General features: G+C 66.9%; 9 protein-coding genes. 1 reads left to right on the top strand and 8 read right to left on the bottom strand.

Going from position 1 to position 15,653, the window contains the following annotated elements; genetic code table 11:
• Positions 1–33: 33 nt before the first annotated feature.
• The 5 genes from mdoH to pobA form a co-directional block, all read right to left on the bottom strand.
• On the bottom strand, positions 34–1,854 hold the full coding sequence (gene mdoH, locus AC1VV3_RS13465) for a glucans biosynthesis glucosyltransferase MdoH (protein WP_132261699.1): 1,821 nt from the start codon (positions 1,852–1,854) through the stop codon (positions 34–36).
• Positions 1,851–3,434: an OpgD/OpgG family glucan biosynthesis protein gene (locus AC1VV3_RS13460; RefSeq protein WP_482961916.1), complete on the bottom strand. Its 1,584-nt coding sequence runs from the start codon at positions 3,432–3,434 to the stop codon at positions 1,851–1,853. Before AC1VV3_RS13460 ends, mdoH begins: the two co-directional genes overlap by 4 nt.
• A 69-nt stretch (positions 3,435–3,503) precedes the next feature.
• Entirely contained in the window at positions 3,504–4,679 is a 1,176-nt protein-coding gene (locus AC1VV3_RS13455; protein ID WP_431568661.1) for an efflux RND transporter periplasmic adaptor subunit, read from the bottom strand.
• Positions 4,672–5,868, bottom strand: a complete 1,197-nt coding sequence (locus AC1VV3_RS13450; protein ID WP_431568660.1) for a TolC family protein — start codon at positions 5,866–5,868, stop codon at positions 4,672–4,674. Before AC1VV3_RS13450 ends, AC1VV3_RS13455 begins: the two co-directional genes overlap by 8 nt.
• Positions 5,869–6,255: 387 nt before the next feature.
• A complete protein-coding gene (pobA, locus tag AC1VV3_RS13445; protein WP_431568659.1) occupies positions 6,256–7,437 on the bottom strand; it encodes a 4-hydroxybenzoate 3-monooxygenase in 1,182 nt (393 codons plus the stop codon).
• A gap of 141 nt (positions 7,438–7,578) precedes the next feature.
• On the opposite strand from pobA, the gene AC1VV3_RS13440 reads away from it, so the two are divergent.
• Positions 7,579–8,448, top strand: coding sequence for a helix-turn-helix domain-containing protein (locus AC1VV3_RS13440; RefSeq protein ID WP_134095143.1), 870 nt, complete (start codon positions 7,579–7,581; stop codon positions 8,446–8,448).
• A 90-nt stretch (positions 8,449–8,538) separates the two neighbouring features.
• Here AC1VV3_RS13440 and AC1VV3_RS13435 read toward each other — a convergent pair whose 3' ends face one another.
• The 3 genes from AC1VV3_RS13435 to AC1VV3_RS13425 form a co-directional block, all read right to left on the bottom strand.
• On the bottom strand, positions 8,539–11,967 hold the full coding sequence (locus tag AC1VV3_RS13435) for a glycosyl hydrolase (protein ID WP_482961915.1): 3,429 nt from the start codon (positions 11,965–11,967) through the stop codon (positions 8,539–8,541).
• Positions 11,968–12,124: 157 nt separating this feature from the next.
• A complete protein-coding gene (gene rhaI / locus AC1VV3_RS13430) occupies positions 12,125–13,417 on the bottom strand; it encodes an L-rhamnose catabolism isomerase (protein ID WP_132261687.1) in 1,293 nt (430 codons plus the stop codon).
• Positions 13,418–13,481: 64 nt separating this feature from the next.
• A complete protein-coding gene (locus AC1VV3_RS13425) occupies positions 13,482–15,596 on the bottom strand; it encodes a bifunctional rhamnulose-1-phosphate aldolase/short-chain dehydrogenase (protein WP_482961914.1) in 2,115 nt (704 codons plus the stop codon).
• Between the last annotated feature and the right edge of the window lie 57 nt (positions 15,597–15,653).

Below are 15,653 nucleotides of genomic sequence, written 5' to 3'. Positions count from 1 at the left end.
TCCCGGACCCCATTCGGGACGACGCAAGCGGTCTTAGCCGATTACCAGCGGTGGCGTGCCGCCTTCTTCCACATCGTCATTGGCATGTTCGACGGGATCGTCGATCGTCGGTTCGGGAACGCGGAAATAGCCGTGCCGCTCCGCCCGCTCGCCGATCTGCTGGCTCGACGTCAGGCTGATCAGCCAAGGCGAGGCCAGCAGGCCCAGCGTCAGCGGCGAGAGCCAGAGCGCCGTCACCGGGTCGATGAAGGCCGTGGCCGCGAAGACCAGGCCGAGCGCGATGTGTTCCTTCAGGTCCGGCAGCACTTCCCGCACGGAAATGCGGCGGGCATCGCGTTCCTGCGTGTTCCAGTGCGCGGGAATACCCAGGGCCAGGCCGAACAGCGCCTTGACCTGCATGACCATGGTCACCGGCGCGAGCAGGATCGCCAGCGGCACTTCCAGCGCGACCGAGCGCAGAACGCCGCCGAAGCCGCCGAAGCTGCGGCGACGCGTCCTGTCGGCCAGGACCCAGATCGTGCCCATCAGCTTCGGCCCGAACAGCAGCAGCACGGTCAGCCAGAGCACGCTCGGCGGCGTGCCGACGCCGAGGAGCTGCCCGCCCTTGCTGGCGGCCGCCTGGACGATCGAGGTGATGAGCAGCAGCAGCCAGCCCGGCGAGGTGAGATAGGCCGAGGCGCCGATCAGCAGGTGAAGGCGGCTGGCCCAGTGCAGGCCAGAGGCGTCGAGCAGGCGCATGTGCTGGAGGTTGCCCTGCATCCAGCGCCGGTCGCGGATGGCGTGATCGACGATGGTGGGCGGGAACTCCTCGTAGCTACCGTCGATCATCACCATGTGCACGGCCCAGCCGCGGCGGCGCAGCAAGGCGGATTCGAGCATGTCGTGGCTGAGGATGTGCCCGCCGAACGGCGGCTTGCCCGGGAGTTCCGGCAAGCCGCAGGAATCCGCGAAAGCCCGCGTGCGGACGATGGCGTTATGGCCCCAGAAGTTCGATTCCGCGCCCGACCACCAGAGCAGCCCGGCCGAGGCGATCGGCCCGTAGGCTTCGCTCGCGAAGCGCATCCAGCGCTGGAACACGGTCTGCGCATTGATGATCATCGGCACGGTCTGGAGCAGGCCGATCGAGGGCCGCTCCTCCATGATCGCCGCCATGCCGACGATGGCATCCCCGCTCATCAGGGAGTCGGCATCGAGGATCAGCATGTTCTCATAAGCGCCGCCGAAGCGCTGGACCCATTCGGCGATATTGCCGGGCTTGCGCGCGATGTTCTTCTCGCGGCGGCGGTAATAGACGTTGATCGGCGCTTCCGCCGCGATCTCGCGCCAAGCCGCTTCCTCGCGCTTGCCGTGGAAGGCGTTGGAATCGCTGAGGACGAAGAAATCGATCCATTCGGCCGCGCCCGAAGCTGCGATCGAATTGGTCATGGCCCGGACGCGGCCGAAGGTGGCTTCCACGCTTTCGTTGTAGACCGGCATGAGCACGGCCGTGCGATGGCGCAGCGAGGAGGCCGGGCTGGGAATCGCGGTGAAACCGGGATGCTTGCCGCTGATGAGCTGCAGGAAACCGATGGTGGACGTGACGAAGCCGAAGGAAATCCAGCAGAACAGCGGCACGAAGAACAGCAGCAGGATCACTTCGATCACGTCCAGCCCGTCGCGGGAGAACGCGAAACGCACTTCGCTGGAAGCGGCCAGGCCGATCGTGGCGGTGAGCGCGATCAGCAGCAGGCGCTTGACCAGCATGCCATGCGGGCTGGTCGGCACGGCGATGGTGCCGGGCGCGATCCCGTCGAGATCCTGGACCGGCATGGCCAGCGGCGCTTCGGGCGGGAGCGGATGCAAGGCGCGGTTCATGGCTGGACTCCCTGGATCACCGTTTCACTGAGCGCCTGCTCCCCGCGCTTCAGATATACCCTGAATTCGGGCGAGGGGACAGCGGAAGGCCGCACGTCCAGCGTCACGCGCCAACGCCCCTCCTGCCCGGCCACCGGATAGGCGGCGGAATGGAGCAGAGCCTTGGCGGGAAGATTGGTGTCCGCCGTCACGCCGCTGTCGCGCGTCAGGCCCTTCAGCGCCGGCCCTTCGAAATCGAACACGAACTTGCGGGCTTCCTGCGTTGTCGGCGTGTCGCCCGGTCGTCCCGCCGCACCCTGCCAGCTATCGACGCAGCGCGCTGCCGCGCCTGCACCCGTGGCGACACTGGGGTCCTGCGAGGTCCAGGTGAGGCGATAGGAGAAGTCGCGGCTCTGCCCTGCCCTGGCGGGTTGGTCGGAGACCCAGAAGGCGGCGATATTGTCCTGCGTCTCGGCATCGGTGGGCATGCGGTAGAGCATCACGGTGCCGGCGCCCCAGTCGCCCTTGGGTTCGATCCAGAGCGAAGGGCGGCGGTCGTAGAAGGCTCCGTCGTCCTGGTAATGGTCGAAGGCCTGGTCGCGCTGGAGCAGGCCGAAGCCCTTCACATGGTCCGCGCGCATGGCATTGGTGCGGTTCACCGAGGGGTTGGAGAGCGGCACCCAGATGCGCTCGCCGCTGCCGGACCAGAGCGCAAGACCGTCGGAATCGTGGATCTCCGGGCGCCAGTCTCGCCGCTTGGCGGAATCGGACTGGTCGTACCAGAACATGCTGGTCATGGGCGCGGCGCCCAGGCGCTCGATGTCGCGGCGGAAGAAGAGCGAGACCCTTACGTCCTGCGTCACCGCCGCGCCGGACGCGCCCTTGCGGCAATCGAAGGCATAGGCGCCGGTGAGGCTCGGTCCGTCGAGCAGCGCATGGATGCGGACGTGGTCGGCGCCGAGATTCTCGATCCAGAAGGCCGTGAAGGATGGAAATTCCTCAGCCTTGGGCAGTCCCGTGTCGACGGCGATGCCGCGCGCCGAAAGGCCGTACTGATCGCGCGAACCGGACGCGCGGAAGTAGGAAGCGCCGAGATAGGCCATCCAGTCCGAATGCTGGTCGGCGGTCATCACGCGGAAACCGGCGGGATCGCCCTGCTTGCCGCCCACGAACAGCCCCCGGGCATCGATCAACTCGCGCGCGGAGCTGCCCTCCACCAGATGCAGCTTCACCGCATGGGGCGACGTGCCGCGCGCGGTGGGAAACAGGCGAACATTGCCGCCGAGCGCCTGGGCCTGGCCATATGTCAGCTTGCCCACGGCATCGAAGTCGGCCACGGCGTGGGGCGAGGTCTGCGGCTCGGCCCAGGGACGGGCGGCCAGCGCGCGGGCCTGCCCTACCAGGATATCCCAGGAAAACGGCTTGGGCGCGGCGAATTTGGGTTGCACCGCAGCCTCGGCCAGGCGCGGAAAGGCGGCAAGACCCGCCATCAGCGCCAGGAGCCCGGAAAATTCACGGCGAGCCAGCGAGCGTTCCGTAACTGGAACGCCGGCTTTCAGCCCCACTTCTGGGCTCTCGCCCCTCATGTTCGTTCGGTTCATGCGGTCAATACGCATAGACGAAACCAAAGTTTCGTTGCGCAGCAGGGGTCCCTCTATTGTTTCGCGCGATCACTTGCCCGGCGGGTTGCGCCATCCGATGATGACTTCGTCGCCCGGCTTGAGATCGTTGGCGAAGACTTCGGTGCGCTTGCCATCGCCGGCGCCCGTGGAAACATAGACCCGGCGCGGTTCTCCGTCCGGGGAAACGAGATAGATGCGCGCCCTGCTGCGATCGGCCGAGTTCTCCGGTTCGAACGTCAGGGCGGCATCGGGCACCAGCATCACGCCCTTGCGCGCCGGCAAGGCGATCTCCACCGTGGCGGCCATGCCGGGGCGCACCGTTTCGGCGGGCTTTTCCAGCGTGAAGGCCGCGCGGCGCGATCCGGGGGCATCGGCGCGGTCCACCAGCACGCGGGCAAGCGTGGCCTGCTGCACTGCGTCCGGCATCGCATCCAGCCGCACGCGGGCGAGCGTGCCGGTGCCGATCTCGGCATTGCCCGCCTTGGCGAGGGGAACCTCGATCTCCAGCGTCTCGTCGCTGGCGGCCAGCGTGAACAGGCGCATGCCGCTGCGCACGCGCTGGCCGGTGCTGATATTGCGATCGACCACGAAGCCCGAGAACGGTGCGCGCACCACGGCGGCGGCCAATGTCTCGCTATGGGCCTTGAGGCTGCTCCTGGCCGCGGAAAGGCGCGATTCCGCTGCGGAAACTTCACGCGTTGCGCGGTCGACGGCGGCGCGGGCGGTCTCCAGTTCATTGATGGCGGGAACGCGGTGGCCGGAGCGGCGCCATACGTCCTCGAAGCGGCCCAGCCGCCCCGCCGCGTCTTCCCGCGCGGCGCGGGCGGCGGCAAGGTCGGATTCGGCGGCCGAGACCAGCGAGCGATCCGCCGCCATCGTGCTGCGCAGCGGTTCGGCGTCGATCGTGGCGAGGACCTGCCCCTCCTCGACCCGCCCACCGGCCGGCACGCCCTCGGCCGAGACCGTGCCATCGAGCGCAGCGGCCAGGACCACTTCCCCGCTGCCGTGGATGGTGCCGCGTTCGGACACGAGCGGAACCACGTCGCCCTGTTCGACCATGGCGGTGTAATAAGGAGAATCCGTGCCGCTCAGGAACCGCACGAGCAGCAGGATCGCGGCAATCGCCGCCACCGTGAGCAGCGCAATGCTGAGCATATGCCCCCGGCCCCGCCGGGCGCCGGCTCCCAGGAAAGTATCGAGCGCACCCGCTTCGGCGTCAGTCACAGGCCGCAGTCCCCATCGGCGGATCGAGATCGGCGGCCGACCAGCCCCCGCCTTCCAGCTTGTGCAGGCGGATGATCGCCGCGGCCCGGTCTGCCTTCAGGCCCACGCGGGCCTCGTCGGCGGCCAGGGCGGCTGCTTCGGCCACATAGAGCGTCGCGAAATCGCCGAAACCGCCCTTGTAGGCGGCGCGGGCATCGGTGACGGCGCGTTTGGCCTGCGCCGCGGTGTCGTCCAGCCCGGACTGGCGGGCGTCGAACGCCGCCATCGCCTGACGGTGCGACGCGATCTCGGCGCGGGCGCCCTGCTCGGCCTTGTCCAGCTTCTGCAGGGCCTCTCGCAAGGCCGGCGCGGTCTCCGCGTCTTCCGGCGCGGCGCGCGCGGCGTCGAGCTGGGCCTGAGTGATGGAATCGCGCGCCAGGCTGGCTTCGAGGCGGCTCTGCAACGCCAGGAGGTCGGCGCGGTGGAGCGGTGCGTCTGCGGGCAGCGCGGCGCCGGGCGCCAGCGCCGGCACCGGCGCGCTTTCGCCCAGCGCGGTCAGCAATTCGGTATCGGTCATCCCCGTCAAACCGGCGAGATTGGCCCGCGCGGCATCGAAACGCGCGCGGGTGGCGGCAACGTCGGCATCGACCACGCCGGCCATGCTGTTGCCCAGTCCGCCGTCGATGGCCGTCACCAGACCGGCCTGGCGGCGGAATTCGGCGATCACGGCATTGTCGCGGAACTGGTCGAGCCGCTCGGTGCGCAGGACGAGGATCTGCTGCAGGCGGCGCACCTGCACATAGGCGAGCGCCACTTCGGTCGCGCGGTCGGCGCGGGCCTGCGCATAAGCATAGGCCCAGGCCATGCGCGCCGCGTCACGCTCGGACGACTGGTCCTTGCCGACCAGCGCGCGCACTTTGCCCGCCAGCCGCCGGGAAGCGGCCGCGTCGGTTTCCTCCTGGGTGTGGAGGCGGGCGGCGCGGCAGGCCAGATCGGTATCGGCGGCAATGCCGCGCTCGATGAGGTTGATGAGCAGCGGATCGCCGCCGTTCTTCCACCAGTCGCCATCGGCAGGCGCCTCGACCGCGGGCGCGATCGTCAGGTTGGTGTGGGTTTCCGGCACGGCAGACGTGGCGCACCCGGCCAGCGCACAGGCCAGGACCAGTACGAGGGGGCCGCCGCCGCGGCGCAAGACAGTGTGGTTTCGCACATGGGCTGCGATAGCAGCAATGTCCGCAGAGGCAATCGTGCTGCGCATGCGAAGCCACCAACTTCTTGTGCCAAGGGGCAAAAACGCATCAATCCGGCCGCTGTGGACGACCTCCCGGCCTCCAGCCGCTTTCCGAACCATTTCCCGTTGTCCCCTCAATGCATTTCGGTCGAACGCTGCCGAAACGCATGGAAGTGCTTTGGGTTGTCGAAGGTTGCGAAAAGAAGAAATTGCAGGAGATCGGTAACCCCCTGCATCCGCAATACCATAGGTGCCGTCTGGAAAGACAAAATGTGGGCAGCGGCGGGCCGCGCCCTGCCAATAACCGCGCGCCGTGTCTGTTCGGAAAGGCCCGGGGCACGCCCCGGGCCTTCCTCCCGCCTGTTGTCAGACCGGCAAGCCGACGTAGTTCTCGGCAATCACCCTCCGCGCGTGTTCGCTCGACGCGATGTAATCGAGTTCGGCCAGTTGCATGCGGCGTTCGAACGGACCGTCTTCGGGGAAGCGGTGCATCAGCTTGGTCAGCGACCAGCTGAACCGTTCCGAAGCCCAGACCCGGCGCAGCGCCTTGGCCGAATAGCCCGCGACGGCATCGTTGTCGCCCGATTGGAAGAAGCCGGTCAGGGCCTCGCAGGCGTAATAGACGTCGCTGGCGGCAAGGTTCAGGCCCTTGGCGCCGGTCGGCGGCACGATATGCGCGGAATCGCCGCAAAGCAGCAGGCTGCCGTGGCGCATCGGCTCGAAAACGAACGAGCGCAGCGGCGCGATGGACTTTTCGATCGAGGGACCGCGGGTGATATGCGCGGCAGCGTCCGAGCCGAGACGGATCGCCAGTTCATCCCAGATGCGGTCGTCGCTCCAGTCCTCCAGCTTCTCGGTCAGTGGCACGTCGATGTAGTAGCGGCTGCGCGTGTGGCTGCGCTGCGAGGCGAGCGCGAAGCCGCGTTCGTGGTGCGCGTAGATCAGCTCATGATTGCAGGGCGGCACGTCGGCCAGGATACCGAGCCAGCCGAAGGGATAGACGCGCTCGAAAGTCTGGCCGACACTGGCGGAGATCGCTGCGCGCGAAGGGCCGTGGAAGCCGTCGCAGCCGACGATGAAGCGCGCGTCGATGCGGTGCTCGGCGCCGTCTCCGGACCCCCCTGCCTTGTAAGTGAGGTAAGGTGCGTCGCTCTCGATGTCGTGCAGCGCGACATCGGCGGCCTGGTAGATCACCTCAAGCCCGCGCTCTTCGCTCGCTTCCATCAGGTCGCGGGTCAGTTCGGTCTGGCCATAGACCATGACCTGCTTGCCCGTGAGCGCCTTGATGTCGATGCGGATCAGACGCTCGCCATCGGCGAGGTTGAAGCCGTCGTGCGGCAGGCCCTCCGCCTTCATGCGCGCGTCGAGGCCGAGGCGCTCCATCAGCGCGACCGTGCCCTGTTCGAGCACGCCGGCGCGAATGCGCGAAAGCACGTAGTCGCCGGTCTGGCGCTCTACCACGACGCAGTCGATGCCTTCGGTCCGCAGCAGATGCCCGAGCAGGAGTCCGGCCGGTCCGGCGCCGACGATGGCTACTTGAGTGCGCATGATCGCTATCTCCCAATCCATGCCTTGCGGGCTCTCTCGCCGAAACTTCGGGGAGCACCGCTTCGCCATCCGGATTGACAGGACGCGCGGGTTGGCGGAATGCACCGGACGGCCTTTCTTACGGTACTTTCGAGACACGCCATGACAACAGCCCGGCCCGTTCCCTCTTATGTCCTCTACGGCGAGGACATCCCCGATAGCTCACCGGAATTCGGGCATATCGAGACGATCGCCGCGCGAAGTTCCCTGCATGACTGGGAAATCGCCCCGCATCGCCATGTCCGCGGCGTACAGGTCATGCTGGTATCGAAGGGACAGGTCACGCTCACCATAGACGACACGACCGAGACGCTGGAGGCCCCCTGCCACATCGTGATTCCCGCCGGCAGCATCCATGGCTTTCGCTTCCGGCCCGAGACGATCGGCTATGTGCTGATGCTCAGCAGCGGTTTCGCGGAGCGGCGAAGCAGTTCCGGCGATCCCTTGCTCCACGCCGCAACCCATGGCCGCTTCGCGCCGACGCCGGTGGAAATAGTGAAGCGGGTGGAATTCCTCTGCGCCGAGATGCTGGCGATCCCGCAGGACTGGCGGCGGCCGAACGCGCTGTTCCTGTCGATGGCCGAAGCGGTGCTGCGTTCGCTGCTGCCGGAAGACGAAGCGGCGGACGAAGGCAGCGGCGACCAGCGCATTTCGCACTTGCGCCACCTCGTCGAACTGCACTTTCGGGACCAGTTGCCGCTGGGCTGGTACGCCGAGCGGCTGGGCATGACCACGCGCACCCTCACCCGCCTGTGTCGCGCCAAGCTGGGCTGCTCACCGCAGGAACTGCTCCACGCCCGGCTCGCCCTGGAGGCGCAGCGGCTGCTCTGCTTCGCCAATGCCAGCGTCGTGCAGGTCTCCAACGAACTCGGCTTTTCCGACCCTTCGTATTTCTCGCGGTTCTACCTGCGGATGACGGGGCACCGGCCGCGCCTGGACAAGTCCACGCATGCGCATGGGAGTGAAGACTAAAGGAAAAGCAGGGGAGCATAGGCCCCCCTGCAACGCGCAAGTTCGACATTCCCAAGTCCTGGGGGATGATCCCCCAGGACTTCCTCTTCCTCACTTGCCCAGAGTAACCGGCCCGATCAGCCCCGAAGGCCGAAGCGGCGCATCGGCGCGATACGTCGGCATCGCCGTCCAGGTGATCGGCTTGGCACCCGGTTGAGCATCACCGACCAGCCGGTTGACCCAGAGATTGGCCACTTTCACCTCGATGGTGTTGCTGCCGCTCTTCACCGCCTTGCCCACGTCGATCCGGTAAGGCGCATGCCAGACCGCGCCGACCGGCTTGCCGTTCACCGTGACTTCCGCCAGATCGCCCACCTGCCCGAGATCGAGCCAGAGCGGTTGCCCGGCCTTGGCACCCCTGGGCAGCGTGAAGCTGCGCGAATACGTCGCTTCTCCGGAGAAGTACTTCACGCCCGCTTCCGCATTCCGTTCGAGCGGGGCCAGCTTCGCCATCTCGATCGAGGCCGGCGCGCCGCGGTCTGCCTGGAAATGCACGGTCCAGCCATCATCGAGCGAGGCCAGGGTCTGCGCCGGCCGGGCGGGGAGCGTCAGGCTCTGCTTCGCGGCGGCCTTGCGGAACACCACGAAGAGGGCATCGCCTTCGACCAGCGAGAGCGGCACGATGGTTTCGCCGTTCTCGATCCGGTAGCCGACCGGCTCGCTCGTCCCGGTCTCGGGATGCCAGAGTTCCGGTGCCTTGCCGGTGACGCGGAAGTGCGCCTCGATGGACTGGGCGCCCTGCGGGTTGGAAAGGTAGTAGATCTCGCCTTGCGCGTCGCGGCGGTGGACGAAGGGGATCTTCGCACCCGCCAGCGTACTGGTGAACCGGAAGTCCGGGGCCACGCCCAGCGTCTTCAGGGCGCCTTCCACATCCTTGCCGGCCATTACGCGGCCCTTGCCGACCGTGGCATCGCCGCTGCCGGGCCAGAGTTTCGCCACCAGTGCCGACCACTCGCCGTCCCTGACGCTCGCAGCGCCCCCCATCATACTGGGCGTCGCGGTCGGTGCGTCGCCGATCACCGTGGCCCCGCCTTCGACGAGTGCGGCCAGCTTCTTCAGTGCACCCAGCGTCATGCGCTGCGAGGAACCGCCGAGGTAGATCGCCCGGTACCGCGCCCCGCTGGGCGCGACGACTTCGCTGCCGTCGTTGGAAAGCAGCCCGGTCAGCGCGTCGAAACTCAGAAAATCGTAGGCATGCGAAACCGGGGCATCGGCCACCGGCTTGTCACCATAAAGCCCGGTCAGCGGCGCTTCTTCGCCGTAGAAATAGGCGATGTCCGCCACGTTGCGCCCGGCCTGAAGCAGCAGCGAGGAGCGCGAGATGTAGTCCACCCAGGGTTTCGCCATCTCGCCCCAGCTTTCCATCCGGTTGAAATACTGGCCGAAGATGAAGAGCGAGAGGCCGGGCTTCTTGTCGTCGACCGGAACGTGCACCGAGGTATGGACAACCGGGCGGTTGACCCCGTTCACGAACTCCATGTCGATGAAGCGCTTGAGGTCCTTGGGCGCGAAAGCCCAGGGCGACATCGAGGCGGTCATCGATTCCGCCGCGACGAGGTTCTGCCCATAAAGATGCGCGACCGAGGCGGCGCCCTTCATATCGGCGATCAGGGTCTGGCGCGGGCCTTCATCGCGGAAGGTCCACATCGCGGCCATCGGGATATCCGTGTGGCTGCGCATGGTCATGTCGTCGCCCAGCATCGGGCGCTTGTCCTCCAGCGCCTCGCCATAGACCTTCAGGCCGTTTTCATGCGCTACCTTGGCGACTGTGCCGTAGTGCTCGCTGGCCAGCAGGTCGGCCAATGTGCGGCGATAATCGTAGAGGAACTTGTCCGCCTGCGCCCGCGAGCCGACCAGCACGCCGGTCAGGGTGGGCAGCCAGGGCCGGGCGTCGTAGCCGCGCAGGCGCTGGAACTGCTCCAGCATCTTCGGCGTCCAGTTCGCCTCGCCCACTTCGATCGAGTCCGTCAGCAGCGCGCGCACGCCGCGCTGGCCGATCATGTCCGGCCCGGCGGCTTCCTTGTACAGGCCAAGGTAGTGATCGAGATAGCGGCGCACGGCGTCACCGTCGAACTTGTCGACCTCCAGCCCGGTCGCCTCGGGCGGTGCTGGGTGGTTGGTGGTGCCGAGCAGCGAATAGCCCATGCGCAGCACCCGCCAGCGTTGCCCCTTGAGGAGCGCCGGGGCCTGCCAGTCGAGCGTACCATCGGCCTTGAGCTTGCCCGTCAGGTCCAACACGCTGTCAGGCGTAACGCCGGTGGCGCCATCCTTCGGCTCTTCCAGGGCGTAATAGTCGCGGCTCATCACGAAACCGGCCTTGGTCTCGAAACGGTCGACCTTCGCCCCTGCGGTAAGCGCGAAAGTGCCCACGATCAGCGGCTTTTTCGCCAGCATCGCGCCGACGCCGTCGAACAGCCCGCCCATGGCAATGCCCGGCGCCGGCGACCCGAGCCCGCCGTCAGGCTTGCGGGGATTGAGCACCAGCCGGAAATGCGCGGCAGTGACGGCGGGGAAGCTGACGGTCGTCGGCACCGCGCCAAGCGTGAGCGTGGTGATCGGCGTCCATGCCTTGCCGTCGGCGCTCGATTCCAGCGTGCCGGTGAAAGCGGCACCGGCGAACGGCACCGTCACCTCTGGCACGAAGATGGTCGCGGAACCGATGCTTGCGGGCCTGGCATAGTCCAGCCGCAGGCTCGGCGCCTCGCCCTCCTTGCGGGCGAGCGTCACGCCCTTGCCCATGTCGCTGTCCGAAAGCGCGGCGGCGGAAAGCGCATTGCCCAGGCCATCGGCTGCGCGCGGCAGCGCCAGAGCGGGTTCGACGGCCTCCGGGAAAGCGAAGACGCCCACCTCGCCGTAGTAGGACGGACCCGGCGGGGCGGGATGGCCGGAGATCATTTCCTCGATCGAAAGCGCGGCGCCAAGCGCCTGGTATGGGCCCGTTGCCGAAGGCGGCGCGGCCAGCTTGCCGGAGAAACGCTGCCCGGCTGCCACGGAGGTCTCCGACCAGACCAGCTTCTTCAGGCCGTCCTGCGGCTGCACCCAGGGGCCGCCGGTCTCCGACCAGCCGGGCGAAGCGGCGATGGCGAGTTCGAGGCCCTGGCGGTCCGCCTCATGCGCGGCAAAGCGGAAGGCGTCCTTCCACTCGGGCGTCATGTAAACGAGGCGGTGGTCGACCACTTGCGGAGTCTGGAGATTGGCGTCGAAGTTCTGGAGGCCGCCGATGCCGACGCGCTTCATCCAGGCCATGTCCTTGGCGATACCGTCCTTGGAGATATTGCCGTTCATCCAGTGCCACCACACGCGCGGGCGGGCGGAACCCGGCGGATCGCGGAACTGGTCCTCCAACGGGGCGGCGGACGGTTCGGCAGATGTTGCAGCGGGGGCAGGCCCCTGTTCCTGCGCAAGGACCGGCACGGCGACAAGCGTCGCGGCCAGTGCAGTTGCGGAGCACAGCACGGTACGAAGTGAATGGATCGGCATAGTCCCTCCCGGATCCAGATGGTTGTCGGATTTATCGTTGTGATTGTTTTAGTTTTGTTTTTGCCCTCGCCGCCGGGACGTGATGTCCCGGCGAGGAGAGGTTTCCGGGGAGGCTTGCTGCCCCTGTCCCGGCGGCATTTTTAGGTAGTGTGAAGTCTCAGACGATCCCGGCGCCCAGGCCGACGGCCTTGCGTTCCTGCGCCTTGCGGTCGCGCCAGCGACTTTCGCGGTAGGCGCCCAGCACATCCGCCGCACCGCCCGCCTCCACGCGCGCCTTGGCCAGGATCGGGCTGACATCCACGTTGTAGGCCCGGCGCAGCGCCTGGAAGGCCATCATCGTGTCGTTGGCTTCCTGCGAGAGATGCAGCGCCTCGCGGTCCACGAGCAGCGCCTTGGCATAGCACGAACCGATGGCTTCGGCCGAAGACAGCATCGATTCGATCGGGTCGGTCACGTTGTGCGACTGGTCGATCATGTAGCTGGGCTTGAAACCGTCACGCGGGGCCAGTTCGGCCTCGACCAGTTCGTTGAACACCAGGAACAGCTGGTGCGGGTTGATCGAGCCCGAATCGAGGTCGTCGTCGCCGTACTTGCTGTCGTTGAAGTGGAAGCCGCCCAGCTTGCCGAAGCGATGGAGGCGGGCCACGATCTGCTCAATGTTCACGTTGGGCGCGTGATGGCCCAGGTCGACCAGGCACTTGGCCTTGGGGCCCAGTTCCTGCGCGGCGAGGATCGAGGAACCCCAGTCGCTGATGACGGTGGAGTAGAACGCCGGTTCGAACATCTTGTGTTCGAGCAGCATGCGCCAGTCGTCCGGCAGCGCGGCATAGACCTCAGCGGCCGCGTCCAGATAGCGGTCGAGGCTGCGGCCGAGGTCCTGCTGGCCGGGGAAGTTGGTGCCGTCACCCACCCAGACGGTCAGGTCGGTGGAGCCGAGCTGACGGCCGATCTCGATGCATTCGATATTGTGTTCGACGGCCTGCTGGCGGGTCGCCTCGATCGTCGAGGAGAGCGATCCGGTGGCGTAAGAGTGGGCCTGGTCCTTCTGGTCCTGGAAGGTGTTGGAGTTCACCGCGTCGAAGCCGAGGCCAAGGCTAGCCGCTTCTTCGCGCAGCGCCTTGTAATCGCTCACCTTGTCCCAGGGGAAGTGCGGCGAGACGCGCGGGGTGAGGCGCGAAAGCTGGTTGATGACGGCGCAGTCTTCCAGCTTCTCGTGGATATTGGTCGGTTCGCCCGCGATGGGGAACTTGGCGAAGCGAGTGCCGCCCCGGCCCGCGCCCCACGAAGGGACGGCGACCGAGAAGGCGGCGACCTTGTCCTTGATCGCGTCGATGGCGATGCCCGAACGCTCCAGCTTCCGGCCGAGCGAGGCATATTCGTCCTCCAGCGCGTCCGCCGCGCGGGCATTGGCTTCGGCGATCAGTTCATCCGAAATCGGCAGTCTGCTCATTCTTCTATCCTCTAGCCCGTGCGGGGGAACGCGCCGGTTCGCGCCTTCCCCCGATACATATCTCTTAGCGCGTGAACGCCTGCGCGTTACCCGCATCGACATTGATCATGTTGCCGGTCGATTTCGCCGACTGGTCTCCCGCGAGGAAATAGACGGCTTCGGCAATGTCCGAAGGCAGCACGTCGCGCTTCAGCATCGAGCGGTTGCGGTAGTGCTCTTCCAGTTCCTTGCCGGTGTCGATGCCGTGAGCGCCCGCGCGTTCCTTGCGCCAGTCGCCGTCCCAGATCTTGCTGCCCTTGATGACGGCATCGGGGTTGACGACGTTGACGCGGATACCATGCGGCGCGCCTTCCAGAGCGAGGCAGCGCGCAAGATGGTTCGCCGCCGCCTTGGCCGAAGCATAAGCCGAGGCATTGGTGGCCGCCGCCACGCCGTTCTTCGATCCGATGAAGACGACCGAGGTACCGCCCTGCTCCTTCATGCCCTTCAGCAGCGGCCAGGCAGCGCGGCTGGTGAGGAAGTAGCCCTGCGCCAGCACGTCATAGTTGCGGTTCCACAGCTCGATCGTGGTTTCCTCGATCGGGGCCGAGGAAGCGATGCCGGCATTGGCGACGAGAATGTCGAGCCCGCCGAATTCGCGCGCGGCGACGGCGAAGGCGTCGGAGACTTGCGCTTCGTCAGTCACGTCGCAGACGGCGGCGCGGACCACGTCCTTTCCGAACTGCTTCGCGAAACCGGCGCGTACTTCCTCAACGGCATCGGCGTCGCGGTCCGCCAGCAGCACGCAGGCGCCGTCCGCCATCAGCCGCGCCGCCGTGGCGGCACCGATGCCGCCGGCACCGCCGGTGACGAGCGCCACGCGGCCGACCAGCGGCTTGGGCGCGGGCATGCGCTGCAGCTTGGCTTCCTCAAGCAGCCAGTATTCGATGTCGAACGCTTCCTGCTCGTCCAGCGCGATATAGTCGCCGATGGCCTCGGCGCCGCGCATCACGTTGATGGCGTTGCCGTAGAATTCCCCGGCGAGGCGCGCCGTGGTCTTGTCCGTGGCGAAAGTCATGCGGCCGACGCCCGGCACCAGCACGACCACCGGGTTGGCATCGCGCATGGCGGGCGAGTTCCCACGCTTGCAGCGCTCGTAATAAGCCGCATACATGTCGCGATAATCGGCAATCTTCTGAGCCAGATAGTCCTGGTCCTGAAGACGCGAAGGGTCGAGGGTCAGGGGAGCGATCTTGGTGCGCAGGAAGTGATCGGGGCACGAAGTGCCCAGCCCGGCGAGACGTTCGAACTCCACCGAGTTCACGAATTCCAGCGCCTCGGCATCGTCCGAGAAATGGCCGACCTTGCGGCGTGCGCCGGTCATCAATCCGCGCAGGCGCGGCATGAGATCGGCGGCAATGGCGGCGCGGCCTTCGGAAGTGCCGTAGGCGCTGCCGCCGAAGGCCGGCTTTTCGCCGAGCTTGGCATTGAGGTACTTCGCGGCATCGGCGATCAGTTCGACGGTGTGCTCGTAACAGGACTTGGCGCTGTCGGCCCAGCAGATGATGCCGTGGCCGGCGAGCATGACACCCTCCACGCCCGGATTGGCGGCCACGTAGTCACGCAGCTGAACGCCGAGCGTGTAGCCCGGACGCTTCCAGCCCAGCCAGCCGATCTTGCCGCCCCAGATCGCCTGGGTGGCCGCTTCGCCGCCCGAGCTGGCGGCCAGCGCGATGATCGCATCCGGGTGAACGTGATCGACATGCGCGAAAGGCAGCAGCGAGTGCAGCGGCGTGTCGATCGAGGCAGCGCGGCCGTTGAGGTTGAACGTGCAATGCGGCAGGTAGCCGACCATCTTGTCGTCGTCTTCAGGCCCGGCATAGTGCGCTTCGAGGCCGAGCAGCTTTTCCTGGTAGAGCGTGGCGAAACCGTCGAGCTTCATCGAACCGATGTCGCCGCCCGAACCCTTGACCCACAGCACTTCCACCTCGCCGCCGGTCAGCGGGTCGATTTCGGTCAGCTTGGCCGAAGTGTTGCCGCCGCCGAAGTTGGTGACGGTAAGGTCGGAACCGAGCAGGTTGGAGCGGTAGAGCAGCAATTGCTCGGGCGAAAGCGTCGCCGCCACCGAGTCGTCCCAGCGGCTGGTCGGAACGGCAAAAGGTATCGCGGGCGGCATCGCAGCCGGGCGGGAAGCGGTCATGGTATCCATAGTCATCCTCTACCAATTCGTGCTTGCATGAGCAATCTGTTTCGCTAC

It is taken from the genome of Novosphingobium sp. BL-S-34 (genome assembly GCF_056857015.1).
This window is presented reverse-complemented; position numbering and strand designations above follow the sequence as displayed.